The 23,615-nt window shown below is 68.6% G+C and carries 15 protein-coding genes and 1 tRNA gene; 10 read left to right on the plus strand and 6 right to left on the minus strand.

The genetic code is table 11. The annotated features are described in order from the left end of the window. Positions 1–76: 76 nt before the first annotated feature. The 5 genes from MFF06_RS20515 to purQ all read left to right on the plus strand — a co-directional run bounded on the left by MFF06_RS20515 (position 77) and on the right by purQ (position 3,500). The gene (locus MFF06_RS20515) at positions 77–1,471 is read left to right on the plus strand and encodes an ActS/PrrB/RegB family redox-sensitive histidine kinase (RefSeq protein ID WP_238207528.1); all 1,395 of its coding nucleotides are present in this window, start codon (positions 77–79) and stop codon (positions 1,469–1,471) included. Between the two features lie 36 nt (positions 1,472–1,507). Next, positions 1,508–2,107, plus strand: coding sequence for an ActR/PrrA/RegA family redox response regulator transcription factor (locus MFF06_RS20520; RefSeq protein ID WP_238207529.1), 600 nt, complete (start codon positions 1,508–1,510; stop codon positions 2,105–2,107). A 95-nt stretch (positions 2,108–2,202) separates the two neighbouring features. Beyond that, entirely contained in the window at positions 2,203–2,430 is a 228-nt protein-coding gene (locus tag MFF06_RS20525) for a hypothetical protein (RefSeq protein ID WP_238207531.1), read from the plus strand. 150 nt (positions 2,431–2,580) lie between these two features. Continuing rightward, positions 2,581–2,820 carry a phosphoribosylformylglycinamidine synthase subunit PurS gene (purS, locus tag MFF06_RS20530; RefSeq protein WP_238207533.1) on the plus strand — a complete coding sequence of 80 codons (240 nt, stop codon included), beginning with the start codon at positions 2,581–2,583 and terminating at the stop codon, positions 2,818–2,820. After that, entirely contained in the window at positions 2,820–3,500 is a 681-nt protein-coding gene (gene purQ, locus MFF06_RS20535) for a phosphoribosylformylglycinamidine synthase subunit PurQ (protein WP_238207535.1), read from the plus strand. The genes purS and purQ overlap by 1 nt, the downstream gene beginning before the upstream one ends. Positions 3,501–3,882: 382 nt before the next feature. Here purQ and MFF06_RS20540 read toward each other — a convergent pair whose 3' ends face one another. From MFF06_RS20540 to MFF06_RS20550, 3 genes are all read right to left on the minus strand, one after another. Then, the gene (locus MFF06_RS20540) at positions 3,883–7,047 is read right to left on the minus strand and encodes a multidrug efflux RND transporter permease subunit (RefSeq protein WP_238207537.1); all 3,165 of its coding nucleotides are present in this window, start codon (positions 7,045–7,047) and stop codon (positions 3,883–3,885) included. Positions 7,048–7,060: 13 nt separating this feature from the next. Beyond that, positions 7,061–8,329, minus strand: a complete 1,269-nt coding sequence (locus MFF06_RS20545; RefSeq protein ID WP_465263231.1) for an efflux RND transporter periplasmic adaptor subunit — start codon at positions 8,327–8,329, stop codon at positions 7,061–7,063. 147 nt (positions 8,330–8,476) lie between these two features. Beyond that, positions 8,477–8,920, minus strand: coding sequence for a hypothetical protein (locus MFF06_RS20550; RefSeq protein WP_238207539.1), 444 nt, complete (start codon positions 8,918–8,920; stop codon positions 8,477–8,479). 184 nt (positions 8,921–9,104) lie between these two features. Between MFF06_RS20550 and MFF06_RS20555 the strand changes: the two genes are divergently transcribed. From MFF06_RS20555 to MFF06_RS20565, 3 genes are all read left to right on the plus strand, one after another. Next, a complete protein-coding gene (locus tag MFF06_RS20555; protein ID WP_238207547.1) occupies positions 9,105–9,665 on the plus strand; it encodes a L,D-transpeptidase in 561 nt (186 codons plus the stop codon). 122 nt (positions 9,666–9,787) lie between these two features. Next, the gene (locus tag MFF06_RS20560) at positions 9,788–10,003 is read left to right on the plus strand and encodes a cupin domain-containing protein (protein ID WP_238207549.1); all 216 of its coding nucleotides are present in this window, start codon (positions 9,788–9,790) and stop codon (positions 10,001–10,003) included. A gap of 105 nt (positions 10,004–10,108) precedes the next feature. Beyond that, the gene (locus MFF06_RS20565; RefSeq protein ID WP_283207298.1) at positions 10,109–10,606 is read left to right on the plus strand and encodes an ATPase; all 498 of its coding nucleotides are present in this window, start codon (positions 10,109–10,111) and stop codon (positions 10,604–10,606) included. A 10-nt stretch (positions 10,607–10,616) separates the two neighbouring features. Here MFF06_RS20565 and MFF06_RS20570 read toward each other — a convergent pair whose 3' ends face one another. Continuing rightward, complete coding sequence (locus MFF06_RS20570) at positions 10,617–11,660, minus strand: MaoC family dehydratase (protein WP_238207554.1); 1,044 nt, start codon at positions 11,658–11,660, stop codon at positions 10,617–10,619. A 12-nt stretch (positions 11,661–11,672) separates the two neighbouring features. Then, a complete protein-coding gene (locus tag MFF06_RS20575) occupies positions 11,673–11,975 on the minus strand; it encodes a YggT family protein (protein ID WP_238207555.1) in 303 nt (100 codons plus the stop codon). A gap of 122 nt (positions 11,976–12,097) precedes the next feature. Here MFF06_RS20575 and MFF06_RS20580 point away from each other — a divergent pair. Then, positions 12,098–12,173: transfer RNA gene (locus MFF06_RS20580), tRNA-Ala, on the plus strand. A gap of 227 nt (positions 12,174–12,400) precedes the next feature. Here MFF06_RS20580 and MFF06_RS20585 read toward each other — a convergent pair. Continuing rightward, a complete protein-coding gene (locus tag MFF06_RS20585) occupies positions 12,401–13,021 on the minus strand; it encodes a phage protease (protein WP_238207557.1) in 621 nt (206 codons plus the stop codon). A gap of 1,405 nt (positions 13,022–14,426) precedes the next feature. Between MFF06_RS20585 and MFF06_RS20590 the strand changes: the two genes are divergently transcribed. Further along, positions 14,427–23,600, plus strand: coding sequence for a peroxidase family protein (locus MFF06_RS20590; protein WP_238207559.1), 9,174 nt, complete (start codon positions 14,427–14,429; stop codon positions 23,598–23,600). Positions 23,601–23,615 lie beyond the last annotated feature (15 nt).

The raw sequence follows: 23,615 nt of genomic DNA on the forward strand, positions 1-23,615 counted from the left end.
GTTCGACATCCCTCCGCCTACGGTGTTTCCGCACAGGCGGATTTCCGATTTCCCGATCCGACCCTAGAGTTTGGGGATGCATACGATTCAGGAGCGCATTGCAGGGCTTGACGGACGCGCCCGGCAGCTGCGCCTCGACACCTTCGTGCGGCTGCGCTGGCTGGCGATCACCGGCCAGAGCGCGGCGGTCGTCGGCGCGCAGTTCGGCCTGGGTCTGAACCTGCCCTTCGGCTGGTGCTTCCTCGTCATCGCCGCCTCGTCCTGGCTCAACCTCGCCCTGCGCATCCGCTTCCCGGCGAGCTACCGGCTGAACGCCGATTCGGCGGCCCTGCTGCTGGCCTTCGACATCGTGCAGCTCGCCGCCCTCCTCTTCCTGACGGGCGGGCTCCAGAATCCGTTCTCGCTCCTGTTCCTCGCGCCGGTGCTGATCTCGGCCACCGCCCTGCCGCCGGAGCGGACGCTGGCCCTCGGCCTCCTGGCGATCGGGCTCGCCACCCTGCTCGCCCTGGTGCACCGGCCCCTGCCGTGGTTCGCCGACGGGCGGATCGAGCTGCCCTTCCTCTACGTCTCGGGGGTGTGGACGGCGATCCTGCTCGGCACCGCCTTCACCGGCGTCTACGCGTGGCGGGTCGCGGAGGAGGCGCGCCAGCTCGCCCAGGCGCTGGCCGCCACGGAACTCGTCCTCGCCCGCGAGCAGCACCTCTCGCAGCTCGACGGGCTGGCGGCGGCCGCCGCCCACGAACTCGGCACTCCGCTCGGCACCATCATGGTGGTCTCCAAGGAGCTGATCCGGCAGCTCGGTCCGGAGGCGTCGCCCACGGTCGCGGAGGATCTCGCCCTCCTGCGCGAGCAGGTGGACCGGTGCCGCAGCATCCTCGGCAAGCTCACCTCCCTCGACGGCGACGACGGCGGCGGCTTCCTCACGACGGTGACCTTCAGCCATCTCGTCGAGGAACTCGTGGCCCCCCAGCGGGCGATGGGCGTGGTCATCGATGCGACGAGCCGGGGGGAGGGGCCGGAGCCCTCCTGCCGCCGCAACCCCGGCGTGATGTTCGGGCTCGGCAACATCCTCGACAATGCGGTCGACTTCGCCAACGCGCGGGTAGTGATCGACGGGAACTGGAACCACGAGCGGGTCTGGATCGAGATCCGCGACGACGGGCCGGGCTTCTCGGCCGAGGTGCTGCTGCGGGCGGGGGAGCCCTACGTCTCCACGCGCAGCGCGCCGCAGACGCAGCCGGGGGATTCGGCCCCCGTGGGCCTCGGCCTCGGCCTGTTCATCGCCAAGACGCTGATCGAGCGCTCGGGCGCGCAGATCGCCCTCTCGAACGCCGTCGGACCGGACCGGCACGGGGCCATCGTCCGGGTCTCCTGGGCCCGCCACATCTTCGAGCGGGGGGCAGTTCCGTATCTTTCGCCCGACGATACTGCCGTCGAGACCCTGCCGCCGCGCGACATCGTGCCTATATAGTGGTCTGAACCCACAACGTGGTGAAAGGAGCTCCCGATGCTCACGCACTCCGGGACTGCCGCGGCCGCGGAGGCCGCTTCTTCGAACGACACCGATCCGCTGGCCGCCTTCACGGATCGCTCCCTGCTGATCGTCGATGACGACAAGCCGTTCTCCACCCGCCTCGCGCGGGCGATGGAAGGGCGGGGCTACCATGTGCAGGTGGCCGAGAGCGTGGCCGAAGGGGTCTCCGCCGTGGAGTCCCACGCCCCCGCCTTCGCCGTCATCGACATGCGCCTGGGCGACGGCAACGGCCTCGACGTGATCGCCCGCCTCAAGGAGCGCCGCCCGGAAGCCCGGGGCGTCATCCTCACCGGCTACGGCAACATCGCCACGGCGGTGACGGCCGTGAAGCTCGGCGCCTTCGACTACCTCGCCAAGCCCGCCGATGCGGACGAGATCCACGGCACGCTCATGGCGCAGCCGGGCGAGCGGGCGGACCCGCCGGAGAACCCGATGTCCGCCGACCGGGTGCGATGGGAGCACATCCAGCGCGTGTATGAGTTGTGCGGTCGCAATGTCAGCGAGACGGCGCGGCGGCTCAACATGCACCGCCGGACGCTGCAACGCATCCTGGCCAAGCGGGCGCCGCGCTGAGGCGGTTCCTCGCACGGGGGCGCGGCTTGCGCCCCCGCCCCCGCCTGGGTTAGCAGGCGGCACGGACCCGCAGAGCGGGCGGGAAGGGCGCTACAGTGAACGCACGCAACGCGGTCACCATCCTGAGCATGATGGTTCTGGTCGGCACGGAGGTCTTCGCCGTGGCCATCGCCGCGGGCTGGGCGCTTGCCGGCCTCTTCGACCTCGGCGACCGGGTTGGGCACGTCCTCATGGGGGTCTTCAGCCTCTTCGCCCTCTGGATCATGGTGCAGCTCTGGCGCCGTGCCACGAGCATTGAACCCCTGACGACCAAGCGAACCTGAGACGCGGCGGGGGCGTCGTCCCCACCGGGACGGGGTCCGTGCAGGACGGATCATCGTTCGACAAGCTGGACCGCCTGCTCTAATAATCGCAGGTGCCATGTGCGACGCGCCGAAGCGGTGAGCTGTCGGCCAGTGATGAGTTACATCGCGATGAAAGCCCGAATCACCGTCACCCTGAAGACCGGCGTGCTGGATCCCCAGGGAAAGGCGATCGAGGCCGCGCTGAAGTCGCTGGGCATTTCCGGCGTCGAGGGCGTCCGGCAGGGCAAGGTCTTCGACCTGGAGGTGGCGACCTCGGACGCCGCCTCGGCCGAGGAGACGCTGCGCGCTGCCTGCGAGAAGCTCCTGGCCAACACCGTCGTCGAGAATTACGCGATCGAGATCGCCTGATGCACGCCGCGATCGTCGTTTTCCCGGGCTCGAACCGTGAGGGGGATGTCGCGCGGGCGCTGCGGCTCTCGGGCGCGAAGGTCTCGATGGTCTGGCACGCCGACACGGCGCTGCCGCCGGGGACCGACCTTGCCGTCCTGCCGGGCGGCTTCTCCTACGGGGATTACCTGCGCTGCGGCGCCATCGCCGGCCGCGCGGCGGCCATGGACGCGGTGCGCGCCCACGCGGCGCGGGGCGGCTTGGTGCTCGGCATCTGCAACGGCTTCCAGATCCTGTGCGAGTCGGGCCTCCTGCCTGGCGTCCTGATGCGCAACGTCGATCGTCGCTTCATCTGCCACCGGCAGGCCCTGCGCGTGGAGCGGACGGATACGCGCTTCACCCGCGCCTACGCCCCCCATCAGGTCATCGACGTCTGCGTCGCCCACGGCGAGGGCAACTACTTCGCCGATCCCGAGACCCTCGCGCGTCTCGAGGGCGAGGGCCGCGTCGCCTTCCGCTACTGCGATGCGGCGGGGAACCTCACGGTCGAGGCGAACCGCAACGGCTCGCTCAACAGCATCGCCGGGGTCTTCTCCGAGGGGGCCAACGTGCTCGGCATGATGCCCCATCCGGAGAATTTCGTCGAAGGGCTCATCGGCGGCACCGACGGGCGCGGCCTGTTCGACAGCCTCGCCGCCTGACGGGTCTCCGGCCGGTCGCATCGTGGCGATCCCCAAGGGTCGCGCCGTAGGATTCGCGGAAGGGCCGACCGTCTCGATTCCGGTCGGCGACTGCCTGAACTGATCGGCCGCGCTTAAGTGTGCATTAAGGTTCCCAATTCATAAAGAGCGCATCCAGTTTTCTGGATGTCGAGTGCGACGCGTCTGTCCACTCTGTTTGATGCCTCCCTGATGACTCTTCCAGCCGCCCTTCGGGGCGGCTTTTTTCTTTTCAGACCGTCGCCTCTCCCGTCTTTGCGAGCGAAGCGAAGCAACCCAGGGCAGCGGGACCTCCCACAAGGAGGCGCGTCCCTGGATTGCTTCGCTGACGCTCGCAAAGATGGGCAGCGGAACTCCGCTCCCCTCACTCCGCCGCGGTCGCGTGGGCCCGGGGGGCGGAGGCTTCGGCCGCCGCACCCTGCTCGCCCGCGATCACCGCCTTCCGGCGGAAGATCCGCATCACCACCACGAAGAAGACCGGCACGAAGAACACCGCGAACACGGTGGCCGTGATCATGCCGCCCATCACGCCGGTGCCGATGGCCTGCTGGCTCTTCGAAGCGGCGCCGGTGGCGATGGCCAGCGGCACCACGCCGAAGATGAAGGCGAGCGAGGTCATCACGATCGGCCGGAACCGCAGGGTCGAGGCATCGACCGCCGCCCGGATGACCGAGGTGCCGGGCTTCCACAGGTCTCGGGCGAATTCCACGATCAGGATGGCGTTCTTGGCGGAGAGGCCGATGATCGTGATGAGCCCTATCTTGAAGTACACGTCGTTGGGCATGCCCCGCAGGTACACCGCCGCCACGGAGCCGATGACGCCCAGCGGGATGACGAGCAGCACCGAGACCGGGATCGCCCAACTCTCGTAGAGGGCGGCGAGCAGCAGGAACACGATCAGCACGGACAGGGCGAGGAGCAGGCTCGCTTGGCTGCCCGCCTGCTTCTCCTGATAGGATTGCCCGGTCCAGGCGTAGCCGAACCCCTTGGGCAACTGGAGCATCAACCGCTCCATCTCGTTGATCGCGTCGCCCGAGGTGTAGCCCGCCTGCGGCTCGCCGGTGAAGCGCACCGATTGGTAGCCGTTGAAGCCCACGATCTGGCTCGGGCCGACGCCCCATTTCAGCTCGGCGATGGAGGACATCGGCACCATGGTGCCGGAGCTGTTCTTCACCGCGTAGTTCAGGATGTCGGCCGCGTTGAGCCGCTGCAACTGCTCGGCCTGGACGTAGACGCGCTGCATCTTGCCCCGGTTCGGGAAGTCGTTGGTGTAGACCGAGCCGAGGTTGACTTGGATGGCGTCGTTGATGTCCTCGAACTTGACGCCGAGCGCCGCCGCCTTCTCACGGTCGATCACGAGCTCCGCCTGGGGCGTGGCGGGCAGGCCCTCGATCTTCACGTTCTTGAGAACCGGGCTGCGCCGGGCGAGCGACAGGAGCTGCGCCTGCGCGGAGGTGAGCGCCGCGTAGCCCCGCTGCGCCCGGTCCTGCAGGCGGAAGGAGAAGCCCGACGCGTTGCCGAGGTTGTCCACGGGCGGCGGCTCCTGCGCGTCGATCAGGGCGTCGCGGTAGCCGGAGAGGGCGTCGTTCGTGCCCTTCACCAGGGCACTCGCGGAGTTGGCCGCGTCGCGCTCGCTCCAGGGCTTCAGGGTCACGAAGGCTTGGCTGGTGTTCGGCCCCTGGCCCGAGAAGGAGAAGCCGTTGAGGATCGTCACCGTGGCGACGCCGGGTTGGGCGAGGAGATGCTCCTCCACCTTGCGCACCGCCGCCATGGTCCGGTTGAACGAGGCGCCGGGCGGCGTCTGCACATCGACGGTGAAGAAGCCCTGGTCCTCCACCGGCAGGAAGCCCTCCGGCAGGTTCACGAAGGCGTAGGCCGTGCCCGCGACCAGCGCGAGGTAGACCATCATCACCCGGCCCGACTTACGGATGAACCACGCCGTCCCCCGGCCGTAGCGGGCGGTCTCCCGGTCCACGAACCGGTTGAACATCCCGAACACGCCGCCCTTGGCGTGGCCGTGGCCCTTCTCGATGGGCTTGAGGAAGGTCGCGCAGAGCGCGGGCGTCAGGGACAGGGCGAGCAGCGCCGAGAAGGCGATGGACGTGACCATCGCGATGGAGAACTGCCGGTAGATGATGCCCACCGAGCCGGGGAAGAACGCCATCGGCACGAACACGGCCATCAGCACCAGGGTGATGCCGATGATCGCCCCGGTGATCTGGTCCATGGCCTTCCGGGTCGCCTCCTTCGGCGGCAGCCCCTCCTCGTTCATGATGCGCTCGACGTTCTCGACGACGACGATGGCGTCGTCCACGAGGATGCCGATGGCGAGCACCATGCCGAACATGGTCAGCACGTTCACGGAGAAGCCCGAGAGCCACATCACCGTCACCGTCCCCATCAGGGCGATCGGCACGACGATGGTCGGGATCAGGGTGTAGCGGATGTTCTGGAGGAACACGAACATCACGATGAAGACGAGCACCACCGCCTCGACGAGGGTGTGCATCACCTTCTCGATGGACGCCTTCACGGCGGGAGTGATGTCGTAGGGGATGTCCCACTTCAGCCCCGGCGGGAAGAACTGGGACAGCTCCTCCATCTTGGCGCGGATGGCCTTGGCCGTTTCCAGCGCGTTGCCGTCGGGGGCCAGCGTCACCGAGATGCCGGCCGCCTGGCCGCCGTTGAGGCGGGTCGAGAACTGGTAGGCGTCGCCGCCGAGTTCGATCCGCGCGACGTCGCGCAGGCGCACGTTCGAGCCGTCCGGGTTCGCCCGCAGGACGATGGCGCCGAAATCCTCCACGGTGGAGAGCTGGCCCTTCACCACGATGGGCGCGGTCAGCGCGTTGGTGGAGGGGCTCGGCTGCGCGCCGACGGCGCCCGAGGCGATCTGGATGTTCTGGTTGCGGATCGCGTCGCTCACGTCGCCGGGGGTGAGCGACAGGCCCCGCAGCTTGTCGGGATCCACCCAGACCCGGAGCGAGCGCTCCGTCGAGTAGAGGGTCGCGCGGCCGACGCCGGGGATGCGGCGGATCTCGTTGATGACGTTGCGGATGAGGAAGTCGCCGAGGCCGACCTCGTCCATCCCGCCGTCCGTGGAGACGAGGGTGATGATGTTGAGCGTCGCGGCGGAGGCTTCCTCCACCAGAATGCCGTTCTGGCGCACCTCCACCGGCAGGCGGGCTTCCACCCGCTTCAGGCGGTTCTGCACCTCCACCGAGGCCAGCGACGGGTCGGTGCCCGGCTGGAAGGTGGCGGTGATGTTGACCGAGCCGAAGGAATCGGTGGTCGACTCGAAGCTCATGATGTTGGCGGCGCCGTTCAGCTCATCCTCGATGAGCCGGGTGGTGCCGGTGTAGAGGCTCTCCACCGACGCGCCGGGGAAGGCGGTCGAGAGGGCGATGGAGGGCGGCGCGATCACCGGGTACTGCGCCACGGGCAGGTTCGGAATCGCCAGCGCCCCGCCGAGCATGATGAAGAGCGCGACGACCCAGGCGAAGACCGGCCGGTCGATGAAGAAGCGAGCCATGGACCGAGGCTCCTCAGCGACGCTGCGCGGCGGCTTGCGCCCGCTGCTGGGTGTCGGCCTTCTCGGTCGCCTCGTCGGCGTCCGGCTTCGGGGCCTCGCCGCCGGTCTCGGCATGGGGGGGCGTCTGGTCCTTGGGCTTCACCGTCATGCCGACGGTGACCTTCTGGAACCCGTCGACGATCACCCGCTCCCCGGCCTTGAGCCCCGAGCGGATCAGCCAGTCGTTGCCGACCACCGGCCCGACCTCCACCGGCTGGCGCATCACGGTCTGGTCGTCCCGGATCACCCACACCTCGGCGCGGCCGTCATCCGTGCGCTGGATCGCCTGCTGCGGCACGGCGATGGCGTCCGAATCGATGCCCTGCTTGATGCGGGCGCGGACATACATGCCGGGGAAGAGCTCGTCGTGCGGGTTCGGGAACTGCACCCGCAGCGTCACCTGCCCGGTGCTCGGGTCGGCGGTCACGTCGGAGAACAGCAGGCGGCCGGCCAGCGGGTACAGGCTGCCGTCGTCCATGATCAGGTGGACGTTGGCGGAATTGTCCTCCAGCCGGGCGAGTTCGCCGCTGGCGAGGTCGCGCCGCAGGCGGTTCAGCTCACCCACCGACTGGGTGATGTCCACGTAGATCGGGTCGAGCTGCTGGATCGTCGCCAGCGCCCCCGTCTGCCCCGGCTCGATCAGGGTTCCCTCCGTGAGGAGCGCCCGGCCGATGCGGCCGGTGATCGGCGCCCGCACATCCGTCCAGTGCAGGTTGAGCTGCGCCCGGTCGCGGGCGGCCTTGGCCCCGGCGACCTCGGCCTCCGCCTGCTTCTTGCCGGCGAAGGCGGCATCGTACTGCGCTTGGCTCGCCGTGGCGCGGGAGAGCAACTGCTCCAGCCGGTCGGCCGACTGGCGGGCCAGCACCAGGGCCGCCTCCTGGCGGGCCAGCGCCGCCTCGGCGCTGGCCAGCTCCACCTCGTACGGGGCCGGATCGATCTTGTAGAGGATGTCGCCTTCCTTGACCTGGCTGCCCTGCTCGAACAGCCGCTTGATCACGAGCCCCGACACCCGGGAGCGGACTTCCGCGATCCGCATCGGCGCCACGCGGCCCGGCAGGTCGCGGAGATAGGGAATGGCCTGCGGATGCACGCTGACGAAGCCGACCTCGGGCACGGGCGGCGTCGGCGCGGCGGCCTCGCGCTTGTTGCAGGCCGAGAGCGACACCGCGAGGGCCACCGCCGGCAGGACGGCCAGGGCGGAGCCGAAGGGGCGGCGGAGGCGGAAGGGGCGGAGGACGGGCAAGCGAATCACAGGTTTCAGCGCTCCTGACTGGCGTCTCGCCGGGGCGGACGACGTCTGACGGGCGGGCAAGCCGGGAATGAGGCGGAACGGGGCGAGGGGCAGGGGCGGACGACGCGGACCGCGGCTCGCGCGTCGCACCTCACCGGATCACGCCGCCCGGGGAGGCCGCAGGGGCGATCCCGCCGGCGCCGCCGGGGGCGGCGACACCGGCGCCTCGCGGAAGCCGGCGAGACCGAACCGGCGGGGCGTGGCCGCGACGGAGGCGGGGCCGGGCATGGCCGGGTCCGACACGAGTTCGACATCGGCCGCGACGGCCGTGGTCTCGCGCTCGATCTTCAGGACCGCCGTGGCCTTGTCCTGCGTAGCCTTGGGCGCCGCGGCGGAGACCACCGCGAAGACGGGGCGAAGCGAGGGGACCTGGGACGGCGTCCGCCCCCCGCCCACGCTAGACACGAGGCCGGCGGCGGCGACGCCGATCACCAGAAGGGCAAACACCGCGAGGCCCGGGGCGAAGGCCGCGAGGATGCGGCCAAACCCGAAGGCCGGCAAATCCGCGTCGCGGCGGTCCGGTAAGGCATGCGGACTGATCACGTCCCTGTGATAAGCATCCCGCTGGCCGGATTCAATGGAAGCGGCGCCGCATGGGTGTGGCTGTGAGCGCACACCCGGCGGGAAAGGCGCGGGGCGGTCCGTTCCGCCTCATCCCTGCCCCGAACGGGATGCCCGTTCCGATAGAGGGCCACGAGAGCCTGTAAGCAGAGGTTGAGGATACCGCATGTCGGGACGTATCGCGGCGCTGGCGATCGCCGGAATGATGATGGGGGCCGTCCCCGCCCAGGCCGATTTTCTCGACCGGGGACCGATCGCCGACTTCATCAACGGGTTCAAGACGCAGGCGATCCCCCGGGAGACCGTGGCGTGGTCGGGCAAGGAGAAGCCGGGCACGGTGGTGGTCTCCACCAAGCAGCGGCGGCTCTACTACGTGCTCGGCGGCGGCGCGGCGGTGCGCTACGGCGTCGGCGTCGGCCGCGAGGGCTTCTCGTGGTCGGGCGTGAAGACCGTGACCATGAAGAAGGAATGGCCGGATTGGCGCCCGCCGCAGCAGATGCTGGCCCGCCGGCCCGACCTGCCGCGCTATATGGCCGGCGGCCAGGACAACCCGCTCGGAGCCCGGGCGATGTATCTCGGCTCCTCCCTCTACCGCATCCACGGCTCGAACGAGCCGGAGACGATGGGCGCGGCGGTCTCCTCCGGCTGCATCCGCATGACCAACAAGGATGTGACGGATCTCTACGACCGGGTGAAGGTCGGCACCAAGGTGATCGTGCGGGATTGATCGTCCTCCGCCGGGGGCGCCCGATGCCGTGCGGCCCCTGGCGGCGCGGCATCGGGATCGTTACATCGGCATCCTAGCGAGGCGGGCTCCCGAACGGAGTGGGGCCGGCACGGAGCGTCGCCATGATGCTGTTCGAGCAGGTCCGGAAGAACGAATCGGCCGTCAGGCAGGTTGGAGCCCGTGCCATCGATGCGGCCCGGCGGGCCGGTGTCGCGGCCTATTACATGGATCCCTCCCTGGGCGAAGGCATCATCAAGGAGATGCCTGACGGGTCTCGTCATCGCCTGAAGCCCGGAACGACGGATGAGGTCGTCGAGAGCTTTGGTCCCCGCGCCTGAAGGCCGCCTCCCGGTCTGTACGGTCATTGCCGGACCCAATGGATCCGGCAAATCGAGCATCTTCGGTCTGCTGCAGCCGGCCGGTGAGTTCATTAAGCCGACGAGATCGCCCGCGCCACCGGATGCGGCAAGGCCCGGGCGGCGAGGCTTGCGATTTCCCGTCTCGATCGCGTGGTCTCGACGCGCGGCGATTTCGTGTTCGAGACCACCCTGAGCAGCCACCACGCGATCGCCCTCCTGCGTCGGGCGCGGGCCTGCGGCTACGAGGTCGGCCTCGTCTTCGTCGCGCTGGCGACGCCGGATCTGAACGTCCGTCGCGTCGCCGAGCGGGTCGCCCGCGGAGGGCACGATATTCCCGAGAGCGATATCCGGCGGCGCAGCCCGCGGTCCTTCGCCAAACTCGCGAGTGCCCTGCCGCTCGCCCACGGCTCCCTCATCTACGACAACAGCGAACGCGTTCCGACCGTGGTGCTTCGCGTCGAGGACGGCTGCATCGTGGAGAACCGGTTCGAGGAGGACCGACCGCACCACCGAGCGATCGCAGCCGCCGTGGCCGCCGCGTTCGGAACCGGCGCTTTCCGGTACCCTCGGTCGGCGCCGTGAGGGCTCAGACCTACTTCGGCACGAAGGCCCAGTAATCCAGATCGAGGATCACGGCGGGGTCGTAGCCGTCGTTGTGCTTGTCGGGGAAGTCGGTGCAGGGCTGGTTCTTGGTGGCCACGGTGCGCAGGCGCAGCAGGCCGACATCCGGCCGGCCCACATCGGCCGTCTCCAGCACCTCGCTCCAGGCATAGACCGTGTCGCCGGCGAACAGCGGGCCCACGTGCCGCCCGGCATTGATGCCGGCCAGCGCGAAGGCGTTGGCCAGCCCGTTGTAGCTGAGCGCCCGGGCGAGGGAGATCACGTGGCCACCGTAGATCAGCCGCTTGCCGAAGCGGGTGTCCTTCGCGGCGAGCCCGTCGAAATGGACCTTGGCGGTGTTCTGGAACAGGCGCGTGGCGATCTGGTGCTCGGCCTCCTCGACGGTCATGCCATCGACGTGGTCGATTCGTTCGCCCGCGGCGTAGTCGCCGAAGCGGTGGGGGCTGCCGGAGAGCGCGGTGTCGTAGGCCCCGGCCTGGAGGGGGGGGAGGGCGTTGGCGAGGTCCTTGGGATCGACCGCCTTCGCCAGCGTCGGCACGTGCTCCTGGGCGATCGCCGCCTCTGGGTCGCGCTTTCGCACCAGCACCCAGCGGCAATAGCTCAGCACGGTCTCGCCGCGCTCGTCCGCACCGGTGGAGCGGACATAGACGACGCCGGTCTGGCGGTTGGAACTCTCCTTCAGGCCGATCACCTCGGAGACGGTGGAGAGCGTCTCGCCCGGATAGACCGGGCGGCGGAACCCGCCCTCGGCATAGCCGAGATTGGCGAGCGCGTTCAGGGAGATGTCGGGGACGGTCTTGCCGAACACCACGTGGAAGACGAGCATGTCGTCCAGCGGGCTCTGCGGGTAGCCGATCGCCCGGGCGAAGGCGTCCGAGGACTGCACCGCGAAGCGCGGCCCGTAGAGGCCGGTGTAGAGGGCCACGTCCCCGGTCGTGACGGTGCGCGGCGTGGCGTGGCGGATGGTTTCGCCGAGGCGGAAATCCTCGAAGAAGCGGCCGGGATTGGTTTTCACGACGGCTGCTCCTCAGCGGGTATAGATGTAGGTCTGCGGCACGGCATATTCGTGCAACAGGCGGCTGATGAACAGCAGCAGGAGGATGAGGATGATCGGCGAAATATCCACGCCGCCGAGGTTCGGGAGCAGGTTGCGGATCGGCCGCAGGGCGGGCTCGGTGATCCGGTAGAGCACCTCTCCGATCTGGGCGACGATGGGATTGCGCACGTTCACGACGTTGAAGGCCACGAGCCAACTCAGCACCGCGCTCGCGATGAGCACGTAGATGAAGAGCTGGACGACCGTATCGAAGAGCCAGATCAGGGCGTTCATGCGGGCTGCGCGATGTCCGGAAGGGCACGCCCGCCTGCCGATCCCGACAGAAGACGGGACAGACTTGCGAGACGGGAATTGACAGGCTGAAGCGACCGCGCCTACAAGGCCGTCGCCTCGACGGGGCTGTAGCTCAGATGGGAGAGCGCCGCAATCGCACTGCGGAGGTCAGGGGTTCGAATCCCCTCAGCTCCACCAAGGTTTCTTACGCAATCGGCGTGAGCCTGGTGGTCGTCGAAGGTTTCGTCTTAACAATGACTTAGCTCGACCGCTTTGAGGCGGGTGTGTCGTTTCGTCTTGTGAGATCACTGGCCATTCCGGCCCCGGTCTCCCCAGGCCTCATTTCCGTTACCTGCGATGCTACCCGCGGCGCTCGATTGGTTCTTCCGCAACCGCACGAGCGAGCGCATCTGTAGCGCGCAAAATCACATGGCACCGCGCGCAGCTTCACCTGTCATCACCTCCACGCCGCGCCCCACCCGCGTGAAGCGCGCTTGAACCGCCCTCTCACGGCCCTCGGGCGCGTGGCGTCCGTCGAGGCCGGAGGGCTGGAGGCCGGGCGCGGTGGCCGCGGGCATGGCGGTGACGCCCGCGAGCCCCTCATCGGTCGCGCAGAGTTTTTCCAGGTGCTCCCGCTGGGCGGGGACGATCTTGCGCTCCTTCAGCGCGCCCTCGATCAGCGTCGCGATCTCGCGGCCCCGGTCGAGCCAGTCGACCTTCAGCTGGAGCCCGCCGTCCCGCTCGCGCAATTCGACGCCCCAGCCGACCGCCGGGGCCTCGCCGCCGAACAGCCCGGCGGCGTCGGTGGCGTGGTTCACATCGACGGGGATCTTGATCGCGTCCTCGGTGAAGGCCGCCATCAGGGTCGCGGCGGAGACCTCGAAGGCCCGCCCGTCGCGGGTCTCGACCCGGCCGACCTTCGGGAACACCGTCACCCACTCGGGCGCGCTGCCGTCCTCCGGCAGGGCCACGGCGGCGGCGAACAGGGCGACGCCCGCAGCGTCGGCGTGTTCGATGAGGCCGGGGAAGGCGTGGCGCGGCGGCATGACCGCGTTGTGCTGCAGTCAACGGAGGATCGCACCCGGAAGCGGTTCCGGGGGGAGATCGGGGGCGGTGCCTACCGGTGTGTCGCTTATGGCAGAGTGCGGTCGGCTTGACGATGGGCGGGGCCGGTTTCGACCCAACTCAGCCGCCAGGATCACTGTCGGAGCTTCTCCAAAGCGGCCGGCCTTCAGCCATCCGGTAATTTCGGCTCGGGGTGGGCATCGGGCTTTGGATGCGATGCCCACGCCGGTTTCCCCGGCCGATGGTCGGGACCCGAGGTTTTGGGTCTGGTGTCGACCCATTTCCACCGTCGCGAGAGTTGTTGCTTCCTCCCGAAAGCGGTCCCTCTCGGTCGTTGGGCGATGTTAGTTGAGATCGCGCGGGTATCGAACGTCAGGCTAGGATGCGGACGTACTCTTGTCCACGCTGATAACCTCGCGTGAGAATCCTATGGACTTGGAACTCTCCGATCTTCGCGAACGTCGCGCGCACATCTGCGACCAAGGCCAGTGGGTTTTCCGTGGCCGCGAAATGGCCGCCCTTCGGGGGCTCGTTGTGATGACGCAGGTCCGCGAAGCGCTTTTCCGCCCATCGCCGTGACAACCGCATCACCTCGCCGGGGAACACTGGAGGCCGGGGAGCGCCGGTTGGACGGCGATCCGCGGGCCATGCGGGTCCGGCGCCAGACGGTCGAGCACCTCTTCGGCACGCTGAAGGCGCTTTTCCGAAGCGGCCGTTGGTCCATCCTTTGCCAATCTAATCCAAGGTAGTCGGCACCGGCTGGGAAGGCGTCATGACCTTCTCGAACTGGAATGCATCGTTCTCGCCAGGCAGATCATTCTGCCCGTCTGGCGACGCGGTGGCGAGGTTTCAACCTGTCCTCGACCGGCAGCTCGACGAAGGAAAAACCTACACTCGCATGCTTTTTCCGGAGCAGCGGGGGTTAATTTTTCCTTACTTGCGAGTGCTGATGTGCATGATGTCCCGAACGGTCAGGGTTCATCCAGCCGGGCACAGTCGAACCCCAGTCTCATCTTACGGGATGCGTCCGATGGGTAATCGATCAGGGAATTCGCCGCGACCGACGCCACGCTCGCTCAAGCCTCCGTCGAGGCCGGCCATCGTGCCGGATCGAGCCGAGGGCAGTGGCCTGCATCAGCGCGGTAAGCCGCCACCTTCCGAGTGCATCGATCCAGTCGAAGGCATCCGCCGAGACTGGAAAAATTGATGCAAAAACAATGATCTAGTGCAGTCACGCATAAACGAAGTGAGTGCGTCACTGCACGAGAGATACCGGCAGATCGACCCGGCAAGCCGAGCGTCGACGCTTGATCCGAGGTCCTCCCCCTTTTCCGGGGCGCGCGAGCGCTGCGTCCCGCCCTTCAGCCATGGGCAATGGAGACGATCATGTCCGTCACGTTCACGGTCGACACCAACGACCTCCGCCACATCCTCAAGCAGATCCAGATCGCCGAGGAGTTCACGGCACCCGGGAACACCCGGACCCTGCAGGACATCATCGGCCAGTCCGCCGCCCTGCTGCCGTTCGGGTTGCGGGCGGTGGACGGCAGCAACAACAACCTGTTGCCGGGCCAGAGCTCGCTGGGCGCGGCGGACCAGCCGTTCCCCCGACTCCTGCCGGCGCAGTACACCACCGGAAGCGGCTCGTTCGACACGAATGGCCCGGCCCCCGGCGGCAGCGTCTCGAACAACGACTATTCCAAGCCCGGCACGGTCATCGACACCAGCATCCGGACCGCCAGCAACCTCATCTCGGACATGAGCCCGCACAACCCGGCGGCCATCGACGCCTGGAGGTCCAACCCCATCGCTCAACAGGCGTATGCCGACGCCCACAACGGCGAGGCGCCGCCTCAGGGCTACGTCCCGACTGCGGCCGAACTGGCCTTCATCCCGAACCAGTCGCCGGACATCGGACTGTCGCCCCCCTTCAACGGCTGGATGACCCTGTTCGGGCAGTTCTTCGACCACGGGCTCGACCTCGTCACGAAGGGCGGCAACGGTTCGGTCATCGTGCCCCTGATGCCGGACGACCCGCTGATCGCGGGCGCGGACGGCACCTTCGGCACGGCGGACGACCTGCCAGAGGCCCAGCGCTTCATGACGCTGACGCGGGCGACCCCGGTGCCCGGGCCAGGTGCCGACGGCGTCATCGGCACGGCCGACGACACCCGCGAGTCCATGAACACCACGACCCCATGGATCGACCAGAACCAGACTTACACCTCGCACCCATCCCACCAAGTCTTCCTGCGCGAGTACGTCCGCGTCGACCCGACCCCGAACGACGGCATCGCCAATCCGCTCATATTCGCGACGGGCCGGCTCCTGAACGGCGGTGCGGACGGCAAGGCCATCGCCAACTGGGCGGAGGTGAAGGCGCAGGCCAAGGCGATGCTTGGCATCGAGCTCGTCGACACGGACATCCACAACGTGCCGGTGCTGAAGACCGACCCCTACGGCAAGTTCATCCCCGGGCCGAACGGCTACGCGCAGATGCTGATGCAGCCGGATGCGACCCACGCGACCACGTGGTTCAAGGAGGGCACCGCCGAGGGCATCCGTACCACCGGCGCCGTCATGACCGGCCACGCCTTCCTCGACGACATCGCCAACACCGCCGATCCCGTGGTGCGCGGGCGGCCCGTCGCGGCGGATGCCGACACCGACATCGGCAACGCCATCCCGGTCGGCCCCGACGGGACCCGCGCGACCTACGACAACGAGCTGCTCGACCGCCACTTCATCACCGGCGACGGGCGCGGCAACGAGAACATCGGCCTCACCGCCGTCCACACGATCTTCCACTCGGAGCACAACCGGCTCGTCGAGGCCAACAAGGCGACGATCCTCGCCTCCGGTGACCTCGCCTTCATCAACGAGTGGCTGCGGGTCGACGTCACCTCTCTTCCCACCACGCCGGAACAGGTCGCCGACCTGCAATGGGACGGCGAGCGTCTGTTCCAGGCGGCGAAGTTCGTGACCGAGATGCAGTACCAGCACCTCGTGTTCGAGGAGTTCGCCCGGACGGTGCAGCCGAACGTCGATCCGTTCGTCTTCACCAACAGCGCCGATCTCGATCCGGCCATCACCGCCGAATTCGCGCACGTCGTCTACCGGTTCGGGCACTCGATGCTCGGCGATACCGTCGACCGCCTCGGCTTCGACATGCAGCCGGTGGATGCCGACCCGAACGCGCCGGGCAACCAAGAACTCGGCCTGATCGAGGCGTTCCTGAACCCGCTCGCCTTCACCGCCAGCGGCATCGACACCGACGCCGCCGCCGGCGCCATCATCCGTGGCATGACACGCCAGATCGGCAACGAGATCGACGAGTTCGTGGTCGACTCCCTGCGCAACAACCTGCTCGGGCTCCCCCTCGACCTCGCCGTCCTCAACATGGCGCGGGCGCGTGAACAGGGAGTGCCGTCCCTCAACGAGGCGCGCGCCGAGTTCTACGCGATGACCTCGGACGTGAAGCTCAAGCCGTACACGAGCTGGGTCGACTTCGCGCAGAACATCAAGAACCCAGCCTCCGTCATCAACTTCATCGCGGCCTACGGCCAGCACGACCTCGTCACGCAGGAGACGACGCTCGCGGGCAAACGGGCGGCGGCGACCGCCCTGGTTTTCGGAACCCCGGTCAACGTGCCGGACGACCCGGCCACCCCCAACGTCAACGAGGCCCACACCATCCAGCCGGCCGCCGACCGCCTCGACTTCCTGAACGGCACGGGCGCGTGGAACGCCGCCAATTCCGGCCTGAACAAGGTCGACTTCTGGATCGGCGGCCTCGCCGAGGAGAAGATGGAGTTCGGCGGTATGCTGGGCAACACCTTCAACTTCGTCTTCGAGACGCAGATGGAGAACTTGCAAAACGGCGACCGTTTCTACTACCTCAGCCGTACGCAGGGCATGAACCTCCTAAACGAACTGGAGGCCAACACGTTCTCGGCGCTCGTCCAGCGCAACACCGACCTGGGCACCGAGGGGTCCTCGCACCTGAACGGTTCGCTGTTCGACCGAGCGGACCACATCCTGGAACTCAACCAGTCCAAGCAGATCGGGGACGACCCGACGCAGGACGACGCCCTCCTCCAGATCATCGACCCGAAGGTCGTGCGCGTGGCGCCCGGGGCCGATGTCGACGGCGACGGCCATGCCGACGGCGGCACGCTCAAGTTCAGCGGCGGCGAGCACGTCGTACTCGGCGGCACCGAAGGCAACGACCGCCTGATCGGCGACAAGGGCATCGACACCCTCTGGGGCGACGGCGGGGACGATTACCTCAACGGCGGGATGGAATCCGACCAGATCTTCGGCGGGGACGGCGACGACGTCATCGAGGACCCGTTCGGCGACGAGTTCATCCGCGGCGGCGAGGGCAACGATGCCATCTCCAGCGGGCCGGGGCTCGACATCCTGTTCGGCGGCGGCGGCAAGGACTTCATCACCCACTCGACGGACCCCGTCGAGGTGTTCGCCGGGCGCGGCGACGACTTCGTCCTCGGCGGCAGCGCCGGCGACGGCCTGATGGGCAACGAGGGCGACGACTGGATCGAGGGCGGCGAAGGCTTCGATAGCCTCTCGGGCGAGAACTCGCAGCTGTTCTTCAACAGCATCATCATCGGCCATGACGTCCTGAACGGCCAGGGCAACGACACCGACTACGATGGCGAGTCCGGCGACGACATCATGGTCCAGGGCCCCGGCATCCAGCGCAACAACGGGATGCTCGGCTTCGACTGGGTCATCCAGAAGGGCGACCCCAACGACGGGGTGATCGACCTCGGCATCTCGCAATTCGCGACGCAGCCTGCCCTGATCCTGCGCGACCGCAACGACTCCGTGGAGGCGGCCTCGGGATGGAAGCACGACGACACGCTGATCGGGACCGACAGGCCGACGGGGGCGAACGGCCCCGGCCTCGCCGGCATCATCAACGCCCCTCCCACCGACAGCATGCTGCTGTCGCAGAACGTCGCCCTGATCGACGGGCTTGAGGCGCTCCTGAAACTGACGCCCGCCGCGCTCCGGGGACAGACGACGGGTGGCGACGCGACCGCGTTCGCTGCCCTCCCGCCGGACACGACGGTATTCGACCCCCAGACCGGCAACGACATCCTCCTCGGCGGGGCCGGCGGCGACACGTTCACCGGCAAAGCCGGCAACGACATCATCGACGGCGACCGGTGGCTCAACGTGCGGATCAGCATCCGCGACGCCGCCGGCACCGAGATCGCGACGGCCGACAGCCTTGCCGGCAAGATGTTCACGACCCCTGCCGGGCTCGCGAGCGGGACAGGACCCCTCTACCTCAACGGAATGACCCTCAAGGAGGCCCTGATGACGAGGGCCGTCAATCCGGGGCAACTCAACATCGTCCGCGAGATCGTCGACGCCGGCCAAGGTCAAGACGTCGATACGGCGGTGTTCTCCGACGTGCGCGCCAACTACACGTTCACGGATATTGGCGACGGCAGCCTCCGCGTGGAGCATACCGGTTTCTCGGCTCGCGCCGTGACCAAGCTCTCCGATGGAACGGACACGCTCCACAACATCGAGAGACTACAGTTCGCGGACGGCACGATCGATGTGAAGCTTGTCCTCGACCAGCCCTTCGCACGGTTCAACCTCGTCGCCCCGGACGGGGACGTCGGGGCGTTCAACGCTGCCTTCACCGGCTTGGCCGCCGGCCGGCCGGTGACGGTCGCTTGGCAGGTTCTCAATGCCGACGGGACCTGGCGGGCCGCCACCGCAGGGGACGGGACCGTCGCGGACGCGCCCGGGGGCGTGCCGGGCGACCGATTCGTGCCGATCGTCCCGAACGTCGAGGTCCGAGCCGTCGCGACCTGGACGAGCACGCTCGCAGGCGTGACGGGGCCGCAGCAGACGCCGACCGCTGAGACCGGCCTCGTCGGCACCGCCGGCAACGAGAACCTCGACGGCTCGACGGGTGCCAACGTGATCCTGGGCCTCGCGGGCGACGACAGGATCAGGGCCGATGCGGGCAACGACGTCGTCGACGGCGGCGACGGGAACGACCGACTCGACGGGGGCGCCGGCAACGACGTCCTGCGCGGCAACGACGGCGACGACATTCTCGTCGGCCGTACGGGTGACAACACGCTCCAGGGCGGGACGGGGGACGACCAACTCTCGGGAGGAGCCGGCAACGACGTCGTCGACGGCGGTGCGGGGACCGATACGGTGCTCGTCACCGGCCCGGTCGAAGCTTACGCGTTCGAGCGCGCCGGCGCGGTCATCACTGTGACGGACAACCTCGGCGCGGCGGGTGACGGACGCGATACCCTGACCGGGGTCGAGTTCCTGCAAGACGGGGGGGGAGACGTGTTCGCCATCGGCGCGGCAGGGACGGCCGGGGCCGACATCGTGGTGGGCTCCGCCGCCGGGGAGACCCTCGCCGGCGGAGCGGGGGACGATCTGGTCTTCGCCGGCGGCGGTGCCGACACGGTGACGTGGGGACCGGGCGGCGGCCGGGACTTCGTCGATGGCGGTGCCGGGGTCGACACATTCCAGGTGAATGGCGGTGCCGCGGCCGAAACCTTCCGCGTCTACTCGCGTGCTGCGTGGGTCGGCGTCGCGGGGAACGTGGCGACCGCCCTCAACCCCAACACCGAGATCGTGATCACCCGCAACGGGACGGACGCCGCAAGCATCGTGGCGGAACTCGACAACGTCGAGGAGATCCGCGTCAACACCCTTCAGGTGACCTCGCCCGGCGGGGCCGCCGGGGGGACGAGCGCCGGCGATGCCATCCGGGTGATCGGCGATTTCACCCCGACAAGCCTGAACTTCAACACCATCACCATCGACGGCACCGTGGGCGACGACACCGTCGACATCTCCGGCCTCACCTCGGCCCACCGCATTGTGTTCCGCTCGGGCGGCGGGGTCGACACCCTCGTAGGCACGCTGCGCCCGCAGGACGTGATCGAATTGGCGCCGGGCACGACACGGGCCGACTACACCGAGAGCCATGCCAACGGCATGACGACGCTGACCCACGGTACGCACAGCGTCACCTTCGCGAGCACGGGGACGCCGACCTTCGGCACTACGCCCGCCGCTGGTGGCGGGGGCGGCGGAAGCGGCGGAACCGGGGATGGGGCCGGCGCGGTTGCCAGTTTCACGCTGACGGCCACGGACCTCGCCGGCCTCAAGGGTCTCGTCACCGGGCAGCCGGTCGGTGGGGGCGACGATGCCGAGGGTGCGGCGGGCGTCCGCCAGCTCTCCGGGGCTGGCAACAATATCGCTCATCCCGAATACGGATCGGCCGACCAGCCGTTCATCCGGCTCACGCAGGCGCATTACGGCGACTACGATCCGGCGACCAATAACGGTAAGGTCAACCCGATCTTCGCCGGCCTCGACCCGCGCGCCATCAGCAACATCCTCGGCACCCAGGAGGCCAACCTCCCCAAACAGGCCGACGGCGCGAACATCTTCTTCATGGCGTTCGGCCAGTATTTCGACCACGGCCTCGACTTCCTGCCGAAGTCCGCAACGAACGGCACCATCGAGATCGGCGGGCCCGGCTCGCTCCGGAGCCCGACCAGCGACAACCCGGTCGACTTGACCCGCGGCGCGGTCGCCTCCCTCGACGCGAATGGGGTGCCGCGACACCTCAACAAGACCTCGCCGTTCGTCGACCAGAACCAAGCCTACGGATCGCACGAGCTCGTGGGCCAATTCCTGCGGGAGAGCGACGGACACCAGGGCGTGGGGGCACACCTGCTGGCCGGGCCACCGGACCCGTCCAATCCCACCTTCAGCCTACTGCCGACGCTGCGCGCGGTGATCCAGCACCACTGGGACGCGAACACGGTGTTCCACGACCCGTCGCTGCCCGGGGGCTCGGTAAGCTTCCGGGACTACTACTCGAACTACGTCGCGGCGGGTCAGCCCGCCGCGTCCTTGGTCGATCCGGCGACCGGCGCATTCAACGCCGGGATCGTCAAGGCGATGGCCGCCGACTTCATGGGCAGTGGCCATGCGCTCCTCCTCGACGCGAACCCCTTCGTGAACCTCCTCGACCATTACGTCGCCGGGGACGGTCGCGCGAACGAGAACGTGTCTCTCACGGCCATGCACACGGTCTGGGCGCGGAACCACAACTTCCACGTCGAGAACCTCCTGCAGTCGGGCTTCCAGGGCACGGACGAGGAGGTGTTCCAGGCTGCGAAGATGATCAACGAGGCGGAATACCAGCGCGTCGTCTTCACGGAGTTCGCGGACCACCTCATCGGCGGCATCAAGGGAAGCGGCAGCCATGGCGACGCCGGGTACAACCCCTCGGTCGACGCCCGCATCTCGGAAGAGTTCGCGTCGGCGGTCTACCGCGTCGGCCACTCGCTGATCGGGCAGACGCTCACCGTGATCGGCGCGGACGGACAGCCTCACCAGGTCGCCCTCGTCGACGCCTTCCTCAATCCGACGAACGAGGCCGGCGCCTTCACGGGCCCCCTGCCTCCCGGCTACGTGCCGCAGCCGGGCTACGCTCAGCTCGGGGCGGGCGCCATCCTCGCCGGGGTGGCGACGCAGCCGGCCGAGGAGGTCGATTTCAATATCGTGGACGCGGTGCGCAACGACCTCGTGCGCATCAACGCCGACCTCTTCGCCTTCAACGTGGCGCGGGGGCGCGACGTCGGGCTCGGCACCCTGAACCAGGTCAGGGCCGACCTGAAAGCATCGAGCGACCCCTACGTCCGCGAGGCCGTGGGCTATGCCGGTAACCTCGACCCCTACACGTCCTGGGAAGACTTCCAGGCCCGCAACGGGCTGAGCGACGCGGTCATCGCGCAGTTCAAGCAGGCCTATCCCGATCTCGCCCTCGCCACGGCGGCCGAGCAGGCATCCTTCGCGGCGGTGAACCCGGACATCATCCTGCATGACGGGCCGAACGGGACCAAGATCGTCTCCGGCATCGACCGGGTCGACCTCTGGGTCGGCGGCCTCGCCGAGAAGCACATCAACGGCGGCATGGTCGGCCAGACCTTCTGGGTCGTGCTGCAGGAGCAGTTCGACCGCCTGCAGGAGGGAGACCGGTTCTACTACCTGGAGCGATTCGACAACTTTGACTTCTACCAAAACATCGTCGATGGCCAGAGCTTCTCCGACATCGTCGCCCGCAACACCGGCCTGACGGGACTGCAGGAGGATATCTTCGCCGTCGGAGCCGGGGACGGTCAGGCCGCGGGCGGGGACGGCGCGGGCGCCGGTGCGGGCGCAACCCCCGATCACGGGACCGGAACCGAGGGCGAGGGGACCGGTGCCGGTGCCGGTGCCGGTGCCGGGGCCGGGGCCGGTCAGGGCACCTCCACCGAACAGGGAGGCGTTGACGATCATTCAGCCGCCGGCGGCGGCACAGGAGCAGGCACCCCCGGCGGGACATCGGGGGGGCACGGCGCATCCGGGGACGGCACCAATTCCACCGTCCACGGGGACGACCTGTCCGGCGGGCACGGCGGTGGCGTCCATGCCGGGAGCGGCGGCACGTCGGGGTCGGGTGCCGGAGGGTCGGAAGGTACGGGCGGCCATGACGACCACGGCGGTGACGGAGGCCAGGCGGGCACCGGCACGGCCGGCGAGCAGCAGGCCGGCGGCGGGGTGACGCCGCCCCCGTCCTCGACCGATCCGCATCTCGTCACCGGCACGGCCGCCGACGACGTCCTGGTCGGCACGTCCGGCGGCGATACGATCCTCGGCCTTGCGGGCGACGACAACGTCCTGGCCGGCGACGGGGCGGACGTGGTCAGGGCCGGGGCGGGCGACGACTTCGTCGATGCCGGGGCGGGTCGCGACGTCGTATTCGGCGGTGCCGGCAACGACGACATCCTCGCCGGTGACGGCGCGGACATGGTCTACGGCGACGCGGGCGCGGACCGCATCCTCGCCGGGGACGGCAACGACCTCGTGACGGGGGGCGCCGGGGACGATCACGTCATCGGCGGTGGGGGCGACGACCTGTTCGTCGCGGAGACCGGCGACGGCAACGACACCTATTGGGGGGACGAGGTCGGCGGAGGAGGCGGCAACGACACGCTCGACATGTCCGCCATCATGGACAACATCGCGGTGAACCTCGGGACCGGGCTGGGTGGACGCGGCAGCGCCGCCAGCGGCCAAAGCGGAAGCGACGTCCTCTGGGGCATCGAGAACGTCGTGACGGGCTCGGGCAACGACCACATCACCGCCAGCGACGCGGTGAACGTGATGGATGGGGGCTCCGGGGCGGACACCTACCACTTCGGTTCGGCCGCGGCGGCCAACGGCGACACCATCGCGAGCTTCCAGCCGGGCGACAAGATCGACCTCAGCGGCATCGACGCGAACCAGGGCGTGGCCGGCGACCAAGCCTTCACCCTGGCGACGGGGGCCGCCTTCACGGGCGTGGGGCAGCTGCTCATCACCCAGGAGCACTGCGCGGATGGCGACTACACCGTCGTGGCGGGGAACACCGCGGGCGATGCAACGCCGGAGTTCAAGTTCTCCATCAAGGGCGCCCCGGCCGCCACGGCCGCGGACTTCACGCTCTGAACGCTCTGACGGCGG

The organism is Methylobacterium aerolatum (assembly GCF_022179085.1).
Lineage (GTDB): Bacteria > Pseudomonadota > Alphaproteobacteria > Rhizobiales > Beijerinckiaceae > Methylobacterium > Methylobacterium aerolatum.